Source organism: Salegentibacter agarivorans (assembly GCF_900113135.1).
Taxonomy (GTDB): Bacteria; Bacteroidota; Bacteroidia; order Flavobacteriales; family Flavobacteriaceae; genus Salegentibacter; species Salegentibacter agarivorans.
In genome coordinates, this window is sequence record NZ_FOOH01000006.1 from 1 (window position 1) to 16885 (window position 16885).

At 36.6% G+C, this 16885-nt stretch carries 16 protein-coding genes and 1 other RNA gene; 7 read left to right on the top strand and 10 right to left on the bottom strand.

The window, feature by feature from the left end; translation table 11 throughout:
- Positions 1–321, bottom strand: a 321-nt coding sequence (locus tag BM084_RS05620; protein ID WP_245764341.1) for a transposase, incomplete at its 3' end; no start/stop codon positions are given.
- 88 nt (positions 322–409) lie between these two features.
- Positions 410–2041 carry an ABC-F family ATP-binding cassette domain-containing protein gene (locus BM084_RS05625; protein ID WP_093303538.1) on the bottom strand — a complete coding sequence of 544 codons (1632 nt, stop codon included), beginning with the start codon at positions 2039–2041 and terminating at the stop codon, positions 410–412.
- A 177-nt stretch (positions 2042–2218) separates the two neighbouring features.
- Here BM084_RS05625 and BM084_RS05630 point away from each other — a divergent pair, with 177 nt between their 5' ends.
- Positions 2219–3637, top strand: a complete 1419-nt coding sequence (locus BM084_RS05630; RefSeq protein WP_075327408.1) for a TlpA family protein disulfide reductase — start codon at positions 2219–2221, stop codon at positions 3635–3637.
- A gap of 140 nt (positions 3638–3777) precedes the next feature.
- On the opposite strand, the gene fsa is transcribed toward BM084_RS05630, so the two are convergent.
- From fsa to ffs, 3 genes are all read right to left on the bottom strand, one after another.
- Entirely contained in the window at positions 3778–4434 is a 657-nt protein-coding gene (fsa, locus tag BM084_RS05635; RefSeq protein WP_075327409.1) for a fructose-6-phosphate aldolase, read from the bottom strand.
- 35 nt (positions 4435–4469) lie between these two features.
- The gene (locus tag BM084_RS05640) at positions 4470–5291 is read right to left on the bottom strand and encodes an SDR family oxidoreductase (protein WP_075327410.1); all 822 of its coding nucleotides are present in this window, start codon (positions 5289–5291) and stop codon (positions 4470–4472) included.
- Positions 5292–5335: 44 nt separating this feature from the next.
- An RNA gene (gene ffs, locus BM084_RS05645) (signal recognition particle sRNA small type) lies at positions 5336–5434 on the bottom strand.
- 87 nt (positions 5435–5521) lie between these two features.
- Here ffs and BM084_RS05650 point away from each other — a divergent pair.
- Together BM084_RS05650 and BM084_RS05655 are read left to right on the top strand one after the other, a co-directional pair.
- Positions 5522–6589: a glutaminyl-peptide cyclotransferase gene (locus BM084_RS05650; protein WP_093303542.1), complete on the top strand. Its 1068-nt coding sequence runs from the start codon at positions 5522–5524 to the stop codon at positions 6587–6589.
- Positions 6589–6993: an acyl-CoA thioesterase gene (locus tag BM084_RS05655; protein ID WP_093303545.1), complete on the top strand. Its 405-nt coding sequence runs from the start codon at positions 6589–6591 to the stop codon at positions 6991–6993. The genes BM084_RS05650 and BM084_RS05655 overlap by 1 nt, the downstream gene beginning before the upstream one ends.
- A gap of 138 nt (positions 6994–7131) precedes the next feature.
- Here the strand turns inward: BM084_RS05655 and BM084_RS05660 are convergent, their stop codons facing one another.
- Positions 7132–8406 (bottom strand): serine hydroxymethyltransferase, encoded by a 1275-nt coding sequence (locus BM084_RS05660; RefSeq protein WP_093303547.1) that lies wholly within the window; start codon positions 8404–8406, stop codon positions 7132–7134.
- Positions 8407–8516: 110 nt separating this feature from the next.
- Here BM084_RS05660 and fahA point away from each other — a divergent pair, with 110 nt between their 5' ends.
- Positions 8517–9806: a fumarylacetoacetase gene (gene fahA / locus BM084_RS05665; RefSeq protein WP_075327414.1), complete on the top strand. Its 1290-nt coding sequence runs from the start codon at positions 8517–8519 to the stop codon at positions 9804–9806.
- Positions 9807–10097: 291 nt separating this feature from the next.
- Here the strand turns inward: fahA and BM084_RS05670 are convergent, their stop codons facing one another.
- A complete protein-coding gene (locus BM084_RS05670) occupies positions 10098–10553 on the bottom strand; it encodes a DUF4440 domain-containing protein (protein ID WP_093303550.1) in 456 nt (151 codons plus the stop codon).
- A 160-nt stretch (positions 10554–10713) separates the two neighbouring features.
- On the opposite strand from BM084_RS05670, the gene BM084_RS05675 reads away from it, so the two are divergent.
- On the top strand, positions 10714–11106 hold the full coding sequence (locus tag BM084_RS05675; RefSeq protein ID WP_093303552.1) for a hypothetical protein: 393 nt from the start codon (positions 10714–10716) through the stop codon (positions 11104–11106).
- Entirely contained in the window at positions 11103–11300 is a 198-nt protein-coding gene (locus BM084_RS05680) for a helix-turn-helix transcriptional regulator (RefSeq protein WP_075327418.1), read from the top strand. The genes BM084_RS05675 and BM084_RS05680 overlap by 4 nt, the downstream gene beginning before the upstream one ends.
- A 10-nt stretch (positions 11301–11310) precedes the next feature.
- Here BM084_RS05680 and BM084_RS19135 read toward each other — a convergent pair whose 3' ends face one another.
- From BM084_RS19135 to BM084_RS05690, 3 genes are all read right to left on the bottom strand, one after another.
- Positions 11311–11466, bottom strand: coding sequence for a hypothetical protein (locus BM084_RS19135; RefSeq protein WP_156858153.1), 156 nt, complete (start codon positions 11464–11466; stop codon positions 11311–11313).
- Between the two features lie 52 nt (positions 11467–11518).
- Complete coding sequence (locus BM084_RS05685; protein ID WP_093303555.1) at positions 11519–11929, bottom strand: hypothetical protein; 411 nt, start codon at positions 11927–11929, stop codon at positions 11519–11521.
- Between the two features lie 127 nt (positions 11930–12056).
- Positions 12057–16547, bottom strand: coding sequence for an ATP-binding cassette domain-containing protein (locus tag BM084_RS05690; protein WP_093303557.1), 4491 nt, complete (start codon positions 16545–16547; stop codon positions 12057–12059).
- 178 nt (positions 16548–16725) lie between these two features.
- On the opposite strand from BM084_RS05690, the gene BM084_RS19510 reads away from it, so the two are divergent.
- Positions 16726–16851: a hypothetical protein gene (locus tag BM084_RS19510; RefSeq protein ID WP_262506670.1), complete on the top strand. Its 126-nt coding sequence runs from the start codon at positions 16726–16728 to the stop codon at positions 16849–16851.
- The last annotated feature ends 34 nt before the right edge of the window (positions 16852–16885 follow it).

A 16885-nucleotide genomic window follows, 5' to 3' on the forward strand; every position in this document is an offset into this window, starting at 1 on the left:
ATTGATGGTATTATGATCGGGTTTACTTTGACCGCTGAGCCACATAAAATGAATGTTCTCCTGAAGGGCCTGCTCAATTTTACGAGAGGAATACATATTGCGCAGGTAGGCATAGATGGTCACCTTGAGCAACATCCGGGGATGGTAACTGGAAGTACCTCCTCCTTTATAACTTCGCTCCAGGTCAGCGATGTCGATTTGATCAATAATCGTATTGACGATCCTAACGGGATGATGGGCAGGGACCAGATCATCATAACTGGGAGGCAAAAGACTTAACTGCGACTGGTCATAGGTCTTAAATACTGCTTTGGCTTTCATTACATGAAAATACTAAAAACCAGAAAATAATACAACAAACAAGGCTGCCTTTTCAGACAGCCTCTTTATTTTTACAATTCAAGTTGTTTTAAGCCTCTACAGCATACATTTTATCACGTTGCTCTTTGATCTTTTTATCACTCATATATTCATCAAAAGTAGCATAACGGTCTATAGCTCCGCCTGGTGTTAGTTCAATTACACGGTTGGCAACTGTTTGTGCAAATTCGTGATCGTGTGTGGTGAACATTACCGTTCCTTTAAAATTCTTTAGCGAATTATTAAAAGCAGTAATAGATTCCAAATCAAGGTGGTTTGTAGGTTCGTCTAACATTACAACGTTAGCCCGCATCATCATCATTCGGCTTAACATACAACGTACTTTTTCACCTCCAGAAAGAACTTTACAAGTTTTTAGTGCTTCTTCCCCACTAAATAACATTTTACCTAAAAATCCGCGTATATAAACTTCTTCTCTTTCCTCATCGGTTTTAGCCCATTGTCTAAGCCAATCTACCAAAGTAAGATCATTTTCAAAAAACTCCGAGTTATCTAGCGGAAGATAAGATTGAGAAGTGGTAACTCCCCAGGAATATTTACCAGATACCGGTTCCTGGTTTCCATTTATAATTTCATAAAAAGCGGTGGTAGCTCTAGAATCTCTAGAGTAAACTACAACTTTATCACCTTTTGCAAGGTTGATGTTCACATTTTTAAAAAGCGTTTCGCCTTCTATAGAAGCTTCCAGTTTCTCTACATTTAAGATCTGGTCTCCGGCTTCACGTTCACGTTCAAAAATAATTGCAGGATACCTTCTACTGGAAGGTTTTATATCTTCAATATTAAGTTTATCAATCATTTTTTTACGGGAAGTAGCCTGTTTAGATTTGGCTACGTTCGCGCTAAAACGCTGTATAAATTCCTGTAATTCTTTCTTCTTTTCTTCAGATTTTTTATTCTGCTGAGCACGCTGTCTAGCGGCAAGTTGAGAGGACTCATACCAGAAGGTATAATTACCACTGAAATGATTTATTTTTCCGAAGTCGATATCAGAAATATGGGTACAAACAGCATCTAAAAAGTGACGGTCGTGAGAAACCACGATCACTGTGTTATCATAATTTGCCAGAAAATTCTCTAACCAGGAGATGGTTTCATAATCCAAATCATTGGTAGGCTCATCCATAATTAGTACATCTGGATTTCCAAAAAGTGCCTGCGCCAATAACACCCTAACTTTTTGTGTACCATCAAGATCTTTCATTAAAGTAGCGTGGTGTTGCTCTTTTATCCCTAAGTTAGAAAGTAAAGAGGCGGCATCACTTTCAGCATTCCAGCCGTTCATTTCTTCAAATTCAACCTGCAAAACCCCTACTCTTTCTCCATCGGCATCGCTAAAATCTTCTTTCATATAGATTTCATCCATCTCCTTTTTAATCTTAGCTAAAGGCTTATTTCCCAGGATTACGGTATCTAAAACCGGCGTATCATCATAAAGGTTGTGATTTTGCTCCAGTACAGACATTCGCTTTCCCGGCTCAAGATGAACACGCCCGGAAGTAGGCTCAGATTTTCCTGAGAGGATATTTAAAAAAGTAGATTTTCCGGCGCCGTTGGCTCCAATAATCCCATAGCAATTGCCCTGGGTAAAAGTGGTGTTCACTTCATCAAACAAAACACGCTTGCCAAATTGAACCGAAAGATTTGATACTGAAAGCATAAAAATAGAATTTGAAAATTTTTGCAAAAATAGCCAAACTTCAACACTTATCTAAAGATTAACGTTTTTATTATTCTTTTAACTCCCGATTAACATTCATGGTATTTGGCTCAGACTATATTTGCGGATGATGCCAAAATCAATAGCATTTCAAGTCCTTAGTTCTTAAAGATCTGCATGAAATATTATTTACTTTTTTTTCTTATCGGAGTTATATTATTTACCGGTTGTAATGACTCTCAAAAAGACCAGAAAGGAACTTTTGTTGGCGGTCAAATTATGAACCCTTACAACCCCTATTTTATTCTTTCCAAAGATAATGAGACCATAGATACGCTCTTCCTGGATCAAAATAACCAGTTTGGGAAAAATTTTAAAGGTTTAGAAGCCGGGATTTATAGTTTTAACCACCCGCCCGAAAATCAAATTATGTATTTGGAGCCCGGTGATAGTGTTTTGGTTTGGTTAAACACTATGCAGTTTGATGAATCGCTTAATTTTAGCGGTCCTGGAGCTGCTAAAAGCAGTTTTTTGCTAGATATGTTTCTTAATAATGAAAGGAACAATAACTTAATGCTTTCCTATTATAAAATAAATCCCAACGAGTTTGCCGGAATTACCGATTCTATTAAAAATAAAAGGAAAAATAAATTAGAAAAATTAAACGAAAAGAAGAATTTTTCTGAATCGTTTTTAGACCTCGCCAATAACAGTATAGATTACGATTTTTACCATCTTAGAGAACGTTACACGTTTTTAGTAAAAAAATACTATAACGAACTAGCCCAGCAAATTCCAGATGATTTTCACGATTACCGCGGCTATCTTAACTTTAACGACACCAAGCTTAAAGAGTATTACGGTTATCTTAATTTTATTGAAGATTATCTAAGAACCCGTTCTATTGAAAGATGCCTGGAAGAGTATGACACCAATGCAGATTGCTTTGAATTACACTCGGTAGACAATATTCAATATCGAATTAGCCTTGCCGATTCACTGATAGAAAAAAGCGAAATCAAAAATATATTTATAAACCGCCTGGCAATTCAAGGAATGGTATTTTCTAACAATGCTGAAAAGATTGACAGTATTCTGGGTATTCTTGAAGACATTAAGTTTAATGGAAAAAATCTTCCCGACTTAAAACAAATGGCCGGAATTCAAAAAAGCTTGCTTCCGGGGAATAATATTGGAAATTTATCTTTAACCAATTTTCAAGAAGATACCGTTTCGCTAAAAGAAATTTCAGATAAACCCATAGTTACCTATCATTGGTCTATGGAAGCACCAGAACATTATAAATGGCAACATTCTATTATTTCTACCTTACGGGAAAAATATCCTGAACTGGAATTTGTAGGAATTAATATTGATAACGACTCTCAACAATCCTGGAAGAATACTGTAGAAGTGTATGGGATGAATAAAGAGCGAGAATACAAATTAAATTCGGCTAACATCAATGTTAATCTACTCAAAAACTACCTCAACAAACTTATTTTTATAGATACACAGGGGAATATAGTAAACGGTGAAGCACAACTTAACACTCCTAATTTTGAAAGACAAATTTTGGAGTTTTTGAACAATTAAAAAGGCTATTTAGAGAGTTCTTTTAAATTTATCGTCATCCTGAACTTGTTTCAGGATCTAAGATGTTAGAAGCTGAAATAAATTCAGCTTGACGCAAACTCTCTAAATAGCCTTTCCGTAAATTTTACTTCAGCAATTTCTTATTGATTTCCCTTCTTATAATCAGATAAAAATTTCTCTAAACCAATATCTGTAAGCGGATGTTTTAATAAACCTTCAATAGAAGAAAGTGGCCCGGTCATTACATCGGCGCCTAATTTTGCGCACTCTAAAACGTGCATGGTATGACGCACAGAAGCTGCAAGAATTTCAGTTTCAAATCCGTAATTATCATATATCAACCTGATATCTGCAATAAGGTTTAAACCATCAGTAGAGATATCATCTAAACGTCCAATAAAAGGAGAAACATAAGTAGCTCCAGCCTTGGCCGCAAGCAAAGCCTGACCTGCTGAAAAAACTAATGTACAGTTGGTTTTAATCCCATTATCGCTAAAGTATTTAATCGCTTTAACCCCTTCTTTGATCATAGGAACTTTTACAATAATTTGCTCGTGCAATTCTGCCAGTTCCTCGCCTTCTCTAACAATTCCGTCAAAATCGGTTGCGATCACTTCAGCGCTCACATCACCGTCTACAATTTCACAAATTTCCCTGTAATGCTTGTAAATATTATCTTTTCCGGAAATTCCTTCTTTCGCCATCAAAGAGGGATTGGTAGTTACACCATCTAAAACCCCAAGTGCCTGGGCTTCCCTTATTTGATCAAGATTGGCGGTATCAATAAAAAATTTCATAATCTTTAATTGTTTAATGTGTTGTTTTTACAAAATTATAACTTATAATGCTTAAGCAGCATTTTTTCATAGACTTTATCGGGTAAAATTCGCTTTAAACCCACTGAAAATTTCTGAAGCGCCTCCCCTACTTTATAATGCCCACGAGGATCTTTTTCCTGAATAATTTTATACACTACTTTAGCCATGACAAATGGATCTTTCCCCGCGTCTACATCTTCATTCATCAATTTCAGGGTATTACCATAAGGTTCTTTGTAAGGAGAATCTTCCAGAACGGGAGCGTGATAACGACCGGCTGCGATATTGGTAGCAAAATCTCCGGGAGCAATATTGGTCATTTTTATATTGAAATCTTTCAATTCCATTCTAAAAGATTCGGTAGTAAGTTCTAAAGCTCCTTTTGAAGCTGAATAAATTCCGCGGTAAGGCAAACCCATATAACCGGCAATAGAAGTAATATTTATGATAAGTCCGCTGTTTTGCTTTCGCATTTCAGGCAAAACTGCTTTTATCACTTTTATAGGTCCAAAATAATTTGTTTCAAAAGCTTTTGCTATTTCTTCATCTGGAGTTTCCTCAATGGGGCCGGTAATTCCAACACCTGCATTATTGATAAGCACATCAATTTTGCCTTCCTCAGCAATTATTTGTTCAACAGCAGCGGTAATCGTTTCCTTTTTGGTTACATCTAAAGCAACCATCGCAAAAGGAGGATGAGATATCTTCGCCGGATTCCGGCTGGTACCGTAAACTTTAAAATTATGTTTAGAAAGGTATTCGCCTATAGATTTTCCAATTCCGGAAGAAGCTCCGGTTATAAGCACTACTTTTTGAGGAGATGCATTTGTTTTCATAGGCTGCAAAGATGCGATAAAATTTAGAACCTTTTAGAAACAAAAAATGGCAAGCTCCCCACATCACACCGCTACGACCGCCTACCCTTGCTGCGTTCCCGCCCTGGGGGATTCAGCAGGAGCTGGTTGTGTGGGACTTGCCGCTGCAAATATACAATCTTTCCTACTTTGCGCAAGTATTTTTTAAACCGAATTAAGTATTTTAGCAAGGTATTTAATGCAAAAGATCAATGAATAAATTTAAGTTCCTGTCCCTGTTAATATTAGGATTTTTATTTTTTTCCTGCGGAAGCAATTCTGATAAAAAAACTTCTTATTTTAAGCTGAAAACTGCCGAAAATAAGACTGAATTTAAGCTTGGAGAAACAATTGAAGGCTCTATAGAAAACCTAAAAGACCGTGAAATTGATTCTATTCAACTTTATTTTCAGCAAAAATATTTTCAAACTTTAATAGCGGAAACTTCTTTTTCGGTTCCACTTGAAAACACAAAATTAGGACGCCAAAAACTGGAAGCTATAGTTTTTTCTGAAGGGGAAACCGATACAATTAGTGAAAACCTAAAAATTTTAAACAACCAATCTCCAAAAGCATATACTTATAAAGTAATTAAGGAATACCCGCACGATAGCGAAGCTTATACTCAAGGGCTGGAATTTTATAAGGACACTTTATATGAAAGCACCGGGCAATATGGTAATTCTTCGTTAAGAAAACTCAACCTGGAAACCGGCGAAGTTTTAAATAAAATAAACCTGGAGGACACTTATTTTGGCGAAGGACTTACCATTCTTAATAACAAACTTTACCTGCTAACCTGGAGAGAAAAAGAAGGTTTAATCTACAATTTAGATGACTTTGAACAAACCGGTACTTTTAGCTATAACCAGAGTAAAGAAGGTTGGGGTTTATGTAACGACGGTAAAAAACTTTATAAAAGCGATGGCACCGAAAAAATTTGGATTCTTGATGCAGAAACTCTTGCTGAAAAAGATTTTATACAGGTAGCTACCAACACTAAAATTTATTCAAAATTTAATGAACTGGAATGGGTTGAGGGAAAGATCTATGCCAATACTTACCAGTTTCCCAGTGTGACTATTATTAACCCTGAAAACGGCGCAATAGAAGGTGTAATAGATTTTAGGGGATTGCGGGAACGCTTAGGTAATCTTGATGATTTGGATTCTCAAAATCACGTTTTAAATGGAATTGCCTATAACCAAAATACTAACAAACTTTACGTGACCGGGAAAAACTGGGACAAGGTTTTTGAAGTAGAAATAATAGAAAAATAATGGCTGAAACACCAGAAATATTTGAACAAAGCTTTTTAGTTGAAGAAAGGCATTTAGATGAACAGAACCACGTGAATAACGTGCAGTATGTACAATGGGTGCAGGATGTTGCCAAAGCGCATTGGGAAGCACGAGCCACCAAAGAGCAAAATGAGAAATTTTTCTGGATCGTGGTTACCCACGAAATAAGTTATAAGCAACAGGCTTTTTTGGGCGACAAGATTTTACTGCAAACCTATGTTGGTGAAACCACTCACGTAAAATCTGTGCGGCACGTGATTATAAAAAATGCTGAAACCGAAAAAGTTTTGGTAGAAGCCAAAACCACCTGGGCGCTTATGGATCAGGAAAAGAAAAGACCAACCAAGATTTCAGAAGAATTAAAGAAGGTTTTTCAGCAATAATTCTATTCATTTCAGAGAAGCGAAAAAAAAGCTTATTTGAAAGTGTGCTATTTCCGTCATCCTGAACTTGTTTCAGGATCTAACACGAAAAAAACTTTTTCAAATAAGCTTTTAAAATTATATCCAGTATTGAAAGAATTACACTTTAAATAGTGGTTTTCCCTTCATCATAGCTTTTACTTCATTTTTAACCGCTTCCAGTTCACTATCATTATCTATATTAGTGATCACACGCTCAATAAAATCTACAATTTTAGACATATCAGCTTCAATAAGTCCGCGGGTTGTTACTGCAGCGGTACCAATTCTAATTCCGGAAGTTACAAAAGGTGATTTATCATCAAAAGGAACCATATTTTTATTAACGGTAATTTCAGCTTTACTTAAAGCTTCTTCAGCTTCTTTTCCGCTTACATTTTTATTTCTAAGATCTATAAGCATACAGTGATTATCGGTACCACCGGAAATTATATCATAACCTTTATCCATAAATGCTTCGGCAAGTTTCGCTGCATTCTTTTTAACCTGAACTGTGTAATGCAAAAACTCATCGGTTAAAGCTTCACCAAAGGCAACCGCTTTTGCAGCGATAATATGCTCTAAAGGCCCACCCTGGTTTCCAGGGAAAATTCCGCTGTTAAGCAAAGTAGACATTTTTTTAGGTTTTCCGTTTTTCAATTTTTGACCAAATGGATTATCAAAATCTTTACCCATCATTATAATTCCGCCACGAGGCCCACGAAGAGTTTTGTGCGTGGTTGAAGTTACAATATGGCAATGTGGCATTGGGTCACTAATTAATCCTTTGGCAATAAGCCCGGCAGGATGCGCAATATCTGCAAACAAAATTGCGCCAACACTATCAGCTATTTCTCTAAATCTTTTATAATCTATTTCTCGTGAATATGCCGATGCTCCAGCAATAATCATTTTAGGTTTTTCTTTTTTGGCAATTTCAGCTACCTGGTCGTAATCTATAAGTCCGGTTTCCTTGTCTACCCCGTAAAATACAGGATTATAAAGTTTTCCGGAGAAATTTACCGGAGAACCGTGGGTTAAATGCCCACCATGAGAAAGATCAAATCCTAAGAATTTATCTCCCGGGTTAAGGCAGGTATGAAATACCGCGGTATTCGCCTGTGATCCCGAATGGGGCTGTACGTTGGCATATTCGGCATTAAATAATTCCTTTAAACGATCTATAGCCAGTTGTTCTACTTTATCTACCACTTCGCAACCGCCATAATAGCGTTTGCCCGGGTAACCTTCAGCATATTTATTGGTAAGTACAGAACCTGCAGCTTCCAGAACCTGCTCGCTCACAAAGTTCTCACTGGCAATTAACTCAAGTCCGTTAAGTTGGCGTTCTTTTTCTTCCGCAATCAAATTAAAAATTTCGGTGTCTCGTTGCATTTCAAAAGTTTACGTTAAATATTCATCAAAAGTAAGAAATACATTCGGTTAATAACAGGAAAATAATATATTTGGATTCATTAGATTTCTTAATAAAAACAAAAAATTATATGCCTATTACAGCTAACGACCCAAATAGAAAAACCTGGTTGGAAACTTCGGAAAATACCGATTTCCCTATTCAGAATATTCCTTTTGGGGTATTCCTAACCCGGGACGATGTAATTACCATAGGCTCCCGTATTGGAGACTTTGCGATAGACCTTGGCGCACTGCACCAATTGGGCTATTTTGAAGGAATCCCGTTAACCGATGATATATTTTTACAGGATACCCTAAACGATTTTATCTCTGACGGAAAAAAGACATGGCGATTGGTACGTAACCGAATTGCCGAAATTTTTGACGCAAAAAATGATAAATTAAGGGATAATGAAGAGCATAGAAGCCGTGTACTTTTTACGCTAGACGAGATTGAAATGCAAATGCCGGTTCAGGTGGGTGATTATACCGATTTTTATTCGAGCAAAGAGCACGCTACCAATGTAGGAACAATGTTTCGTGATCCAGACAATGCATTATTACCAAACTGGCTACACATTCCTGTAGGTTATCACGGAAGAAGTTCTTCTATAATCCCAAGTGGAATCCCGGTACACCGGCCACAGGGACAAACAAAACCAAAAGATTCTGATACTCCTGTATTTGGACCTTCAAAAAGAGTAGATTTTGAAGTTGAAATGGCTTTTATCACTACAGACGCTAATCCGTTAGGAGAACCAATACCCATAGAAGAAGCCGAAGAATACATTTTTGGAATGGTATTGTTTAACGACTGGAGCGCAAGAGATATCCAGGTATGGGAATATGTACCTTTAGGGCCATTCCTTGCCAAGAATTTCGCTTCTTCAATTTCACCGTGGATTGTTACTTTAGATGCTTTAGAGCCTTTTAGAACTGAAGGACCTAAACCTGAAGTAGAATTATTTCCATACTTGCAAAGCACTGGCAAGAAAAGCTTTGATATTAATCTTGAAGTTTCCCTTAAACCGGAAAATTCTGAAGAAACTCCGCTGTCAAAAACCAATTTCAAGCATATGTACTGGAATATGAGTCAGCAATTAGCACATCATACCGTTAATGGTTGCCCGGTAAATTCTGGAGATATGATGGCTTCGGGAACTATTTCAGGGAAAACCCCAGATAGTTATGGTTCTATGTTAGAATTATCCTGGAAAGGTGAAAAGCCAGTAAAACTTAAAGATGGTAGCGAACGAAAATTCATTGAAGATCACGATACGGTAATTATGCGTGGTTATTGCGAAAGCAAAGGCCGTAGAATTGGTTTTGGCGAAGTAAGCAGCCAATTATTACCGGTTTTTGAACCTAAGAAAAAGTAAAATATTTTGAACCTATATAAAAAGAGGCTGTCTAAGACAGCCTCTTTTCTTTTAATAAAATATCTAATTAACTTCTGTTCTTTTTCTTTGCGGCCTTAGCAGCGCGCTTTTCCTTTAAACTCAAAACCGGTTCTTTTTTAGCCGAATTCTTTGAAGGTGATTTTTCTTTTGCCATAATTTCTAAATAGTTTAGCATTAACCCAGTAAAGATAGTGAAAGAAAGCTTTGAAAATTATTTTCACCAAATAATTGAGATTTAAAAAGCTATATACTGCCAGCATCAAATTACTACTACTCTTTGTTCGCTATGGTAGAATGAAGAAGCTGAAGCTTCCAACCTTCATCAGTGAGAATGGCAGAGGCACTTTCCAGCCAGTTTATTTCCCTTACTACCTCATCTCCAGACATAAATTCAGCTTTATTGTGATAGGCCACCCAGGCCATTTTTCCTTCAATTTTTATTTCAATAAAATTAAAAGAGTTAATCCTTTTCACCTGTGATTTTTGCTCACTCGCTTTTTTAATATAATTCCTCATCTTTTCCATATCCCAAACTTCCCCGGTTTCCAGGAGTAAAAAATCTGGGGTACAATAAGTCTCAAGCGCTTGAAGCTCCATATTAGAAAATATCTCTTGAAAAGAATTTTTAATAAGTTCTTTTAACTGTTCTTCCTTTTGCTTTTCGGAATCCTGCCCCATAGCCGCTGTAGCAAGAAATAATATTAATACTTGAAATACTCTTTTCATTAGGATAATTATTTAGAATTTAAGATACTAATTTATCCCTTAACATCATTCTTTTTCTGAATCTCAAAGAAATTTATGTAAATAAAACTTTACATTTAAATTAATTGCGTATACTTGTAAAGTAAACATTACATAAAGTAAACTATTAATTACATTAAAAATGAAAGCAGAACGAAAAAAGAATCTTTACAACCTTGCCATTTGGACCTGGAGCTGGGTGGCTACCCTTGCCCTTGCCTCTTTTGGCCCCAAATACATTTGGGACGATCATAGTGTATTAACCACACTGGCAGTTTCGGTAAACTTTGTCCACGGAATTTTAATGATTATTGCGAACCGGAGAATGTTCAATAATTTTGATGAGCTGGAGCGGAAAATTCATTTAGAATCTTTGGCTTTAACCTTAGGCTTAGCGGTAGTAGTTGGCTTAACTTATTCTCTACTTGATGCCACCAATTTAATTGCATATAATGCCGAAATAAGCAACCTGGTAATTTTTATAGGCCTAACCTATTTGGTTTTAGTCACCGTAAATACCAAACGCTACGCATGAAAAACAAATTAAAAGTACTAAGAGCCGAAAATAGCTATACCCAGGAAGATTTAGCAGATATTATTGGAGTCTCGCGGCAAACAATTAATGCCATAGAGAAAGAGAAATTCGACCCCAGTTTGCCAACGGCATTTAGAATTTCCAGGCTTTTTAAATTGCCAATAGAAGCTATTTTTTCTTTTGAAGAAAATTAAATGTGAGCACTTACTTCTGAAATCTTAAACGGCCGGTTACCAATAAACCAATTCCCAAACCTGTAAGTAAGCCCGCAGCTATACCGGCTAAATCTCCTTCAAACAGGGAAATTAAGCTAATGCCAATTGCTAATAATCCTAAACCGGTAATCCTTACTTTATTCATCTTTATCAAATTTTTTAGAATTTATCAATTATGCTGAAGGTTACGGGTTTAATTATCCTGGGATTAATTTGAGGTAATTATTTTTACCAAAAGTAATTGGATAGATTATATAAATTAACAGACACGTAGAGAAAGCGATCATTAAAACACTATTTACCTCAATAATGTATGATAAAACAAGAAGAATCATTTGAATAAATACCAATATAGGTAGCACCCATTTATTTTGGGTAAATCCAGTAAGTTCTACTTTTGTTACCTCATTCTCTTTTATTTCAAAATGATGAACCTGGCTGCCACACCAATCAATTTTTGCTTTCAATTTGTAATCTCCGGGTTCCAATGTAAATTCTTTTGATTCTCCATTTCCTATGGTATCAATTTTCTTATCATTAAGATATAACCCGATTTTTCTGGCCCTGTTGGCCCATTCCGATCTCCTGCTAACAACTAATTTATTCATGAATGTAAAATTGAATGAATTTGAATTATTAACTAATTAGGATTCATAGAAATCACTAAAAACAGTTTAAAAATAGAAAAAATCCTGAAGTTTAAGGAAAAAAGAAAAGGTTTTTCAGTCCTAAATTTTATTCTAAAACCACCCCAACTCCAATCTTTTGTAATAAATATGGATTATGATCTATGATTAATAAATCATTGTTTTTACTGAGTTTTTTCAGTATTTCAAACAAAAGATCAATATCGGCATAATGCAATCCGGTGCTGGGTTCGTCAAGAATATAAAGAGCATTGGTAGTTGGACTCTGCAGCCAATTCAAAAGTAATAATCGTTGCTTTTCTCCCGAAGAAAGTGATTGTACAGCCTGATCTAAGTGAAGATGCACCAAACCGATTTTCTCCATCTGATTTAAAAATGAAATAATTTTCTCTGAAACCTTCATTTCTTCAAACCACTGTTTTAATTCTATTAGATTAAAGGCGAGTACCTCAGCAATATCTTTTGAATCTACAGTATGTTCCAAAATATGCTGCTGGTAACGTTTCCCTCTACAAACTTCGCATTTTTCAATCGCATTGGCAGCTACATCCAGGCTGGTTTCCAGATAGCCTTTTCCTTTGCAGTTTTCACACTGACTGGTTTTTGTTTTATATGAAAAATCCCGGGGCTTCAAGTTTGTTTCACTGGCAAATATTTTACTTATTTCCTTTAGTAGATCTAAATAAGAAACCAATAAGGTATTTGCGTGGGTTCTAAGTTTTTTAGGCTCAAAATAATGCGCTTCTGAATATTTTTTCGGGAGCTTTATGCTTTCACAATTTACCGGTTTTCCGGTTTCAATACTCGGAATCAGGATGTCTTTTACTAAGGTCGTTTTTCCTATTCCAGATTTACCGCTAATAGCAGTAATGCCACCAACTGGCACTTTCAGAGCAGCTTTCACTAAAGTATGTTTGGAGATTTTTCGGAAGGAAATAGTATTCTCTGATTCTTTTAAAATAATTGGTTGAGAAGGTTCTTTTAAAAAAGGATGAGAATCCTTTTGTTTCAAATATTCTTGTGAATTTCCCTGAAAAGTAAGATAACCTCCTAATTTTCCCGCCTTTGGTCCTATTTTAATTAGTTTATCAGCCTTCAAAATAATCTCTTTATTATGCTCAATTACAATAACTGTATTTCCTTTTTCCACGAGTTCTTTTAGGATATTGACCAGGTCGGGAATATTGTTATTAGACAGTCCTGCTGAAGGTTCATCCAAAAGATAAGTAATACCCTTAAGCGGGCTATTTAACTGCTTGATAAGCGTTACACGTTGATTTTCTCCGCCGGAAAGCGTCATTGATTTTCGGTTTAATTGAAGATGATCAATGTGCAACTGCTTTGCGCGCTTAATAGTATTAATTAAATGAGGCTGAATTCTAAGGATGAGTTTTTGATCCATCTCATCTAGCCTGGAATTAACCAAAAGCCAGTTTTCCAAAGCTTTAAAGTCCATTGACCGTATTTCGTGAATAGATTTTCCTCCAATTTTAAAGACTAATCTTTCCGGTTTTAATCCACTTCCAGAACAATGGCTACATGCGTTGAGGGAAAAAAGGGCTTTTAGCTTTTCAATATTTTTATTTTTCCGGGTTTTATAATATTCATCTTTTAAGTAATGGAAAAGCCCTTCCCATTTCATACTTACCTCCTGAATTCCTTCCCGGGTTTTGGTCTTGAACTGCCAGTTGGCCTTCCATACAGTTTCGCCTGCTCCATTAATTAGAATATTTTTCTGTTCGTGGCTTAGCTCATTAAAAGGTGTTTCCAGATTAAAATTATATTGAGCTCCCACCTCCTTTACAATTGCCATATATTGACTGTTCGACTGACCGTAATAAGCCAGGGATTTATTGTGCTCAAAAAGACCGTTGGCAATACTTTTATTTTGGTCCAGGACTATTTTATCTAAATCGGGTAGCAGTTCCTGCCCCATCCCATCACATACAACACATTTTCCCAATTCGTGATTGTTAGAAAAATGGCTGGCAGATAATTCTTCTCCTTCGTATTGCGCTTTTCTGGAAAAAGCAAAGCGTAAGATCTTATCTATTCCCGTTTGTTTAGCAATATCTGAACGTTCTGTAAAACTTTTTTCTTTACGGGTAACGCAAATAGTTGGAGTGAGCCCTTCAATATAATCTACATCAAACTGAAAATTAACTCCTACCCTGGATTGCTGATAACTCGAAAACTGTTTGGTCATTTCCTGTAATCCATAACCGTGCAGGGTGTCTATCACCAAAGAAGATTTACCCGAACCCGAAATTCCTGTAACTACAGATAATTGATTCTTAGGGAAATTTACTTCCAGGTCTTTTAAATAATGGGTTCTAGCTCCTTTTACGGCAATAGTATCCCTACGCTGGTCTGGTGATTCTTTAAATTCCGGTAAGGAAGATTTATTATTATTTTCTACCAGGATATCACACGAAGATTGAAAAAGCTGATGATTCTCGAAGCAAATAATCCCCGCGGTTTGATTTTTAAGCTGATGCAAAGCTTTTAGCAGCTGCCGCACATTTTGCTGGTGTAATCCAATACTTGGTTCTTCCAACAACAATAGTGTTTTTTTAGATTGTTTTGCAAAATGTTTGGTGAGCTTAATTCGTTGTGCTTCGCCACCAGACAGGGTATTTGATGGCTGGCCAAGTTTAATATAACCCAGGCCTAATTGCAGCATTAAAGCGAGGATTTTGGTGATCTTATTTTCCCCGGAAAAGAAATCAAAAGCTTCAGCTATACTCAGGTTATAGATTTGGGCAATATTTTTATTGTTCCACTCCACTTTCAAAACTTCCGGCTTAGAACGCTGGCCCTTGCAGGTAGGACAAACCTGATTAATAGTACCCAATACATTCATAGAAAGTGTAATCACGCCTGCCCCTTCACAGGTTTCGCATCTCCCGCGCTTATTATTGAAAGAAAAGGCACCTTTAGCTAATTTTAGAACTTTGGCTTCCGGTGATTTTGCCAGGAGATCGCGTATTTTATCAGCCAGGCCGGTATAAGTCGCGGGGTTACTTCTGGGGGTTTTACCTATAGGCTGATCTGAAACCGTAAGCAGCTTTAAATCTTCTTTTGTTGAATATACCTCGAGTTTTTGAAGAAATTCAGATGTTTTTCTGTTCGCAACGATTAATTCTCCAGCTGTGGGAGAAAATGTATCTACTGAGATTTTTGAAGGTTCGATTTCAGATTTTGAATTTTCTTTTTGTATTTCAGCCAGGGTTGGACTCGATAAATTTTCGGCATTTAAAAATTCTTTAACCGGTCCGTTAAAAAGAATTTCTCCCCCGTAAGCCCCGGCTTCGGGTCCTAATTCGATTATCCAATCGGCAGATCTTATAAAATTTAAATCGTGCTCTACCACCATAACCGTGTTACCACGCTTTATCAACCGATTCAAAATATGCCGTAAATAGTTCTGGTATTCCTCAGATAAACCGATGGAAGGTTCATCAAAAACATAGAGAATTCCCTGCAGGCTACTGTTTACCTGTTTTATGAGTTTTATACGCTGCGCATCTCCCGAAGAAATTTCGGTACTGGGAGTACTCAAGCGATATTCCTCCATTCCAAGTCGTATCAGGTCGAACAACTGTGTACAAATCTTATCTACCAAAAGCTGTTCCCCATCTTTTAAACTCCGGTTTTTCAGGCTTTCGTATAAAAAATTTAAAGGTAAATCCATCCATTCCTGGAAATTTAGCCCTTTCCATTGGTAATCCAGATGATCAGCTTTAATACGTGCTCCTTTACAACTGGGGCAGGTTCTGGAGCTCGCAAACTTTAAGATATTGGGATTGCGGTCTCGTCGCAGAATATCTTTCATAATGGGAAGCATTCCTTTATAAAATCCTTCTTCCCGGGGTTTTGCTTTTAAACCTTCCCATCTTAACCGGGACTCCAAAGTATGCTTTCCAAAAAAAACTTTAATGCGATCACTTCCGTTTAAAACCACCTCTTTTTGTTCGTTGGTGAGATTTTTCCAGGGAATATCTACACTAAAACCATGGGCCTGGCATACCTTATTTAATTCATCTACTGTAATTTGAGAATATACAATATAACCATTCGGCAAGGTTGTAGTAATGGCGCCTTCTCGAAGGGTTTTGTTTTCATCGCCCACCAATTTATCAAGATCAATATATTCTGCCTCACCAATCCCGTGACAATATTCACAGGCCCCTTTGGGATGATTAAAAGAAAAAAGCGATTTGCTCATCGTCTCTTCTGCGGAATAACGGGCAAATAAAATTCTGAAGACAGATGCAATTTCTGAAAGCGTTCCAAGAGTTGTATTAATTGATTGAAAGCGCTTCGATTGTTCTACTTTAATGACAGGCGGTAGGGCTTCTATATCGTCTACTTCAGCAGTGGGAATTAACTGCGCATTTTGTTGATTATAAGCTGGGAGACTCTCTAAAAAATAGCGGTAGCCTTCGTTAGCAATCACATCCATTGCCAGGGAGGATTTGCCGGACCCCGATAATCCGGTAACAACGATTAATTGATTTTCCGGAATGTTAAGAGTTATATTGTTGAGATTATTTTGGTTGGCATTAATAATGCGCATAAAGGCTTACTGTTTCTCTATTAAAAGAATAAAATTAGGAAGATTATACAGCCTAAGATGGTCTTTTAAGGAAAGTATAGCATAATTTGCTTTTGATGGAAGTTTTTAATTTTCCCTGTTTACTTTCCAGGAGGGAAATGTACTTATTGGGCAGGTAACCGGGCAACCAAGCTTTGCGATGGAAGCTAAATCAAAAAACAGGTTTTCCTATACTCAAGCCGGGGTAGAAATTATTTTTGATGCTACAGCCAATTCCATGACTCTTAAACAAGGTGGTGGCGAATTCTTGTTTACTAAAGAATAAATATAAAACGTAACAAAATATGCGTTCTGGCAAC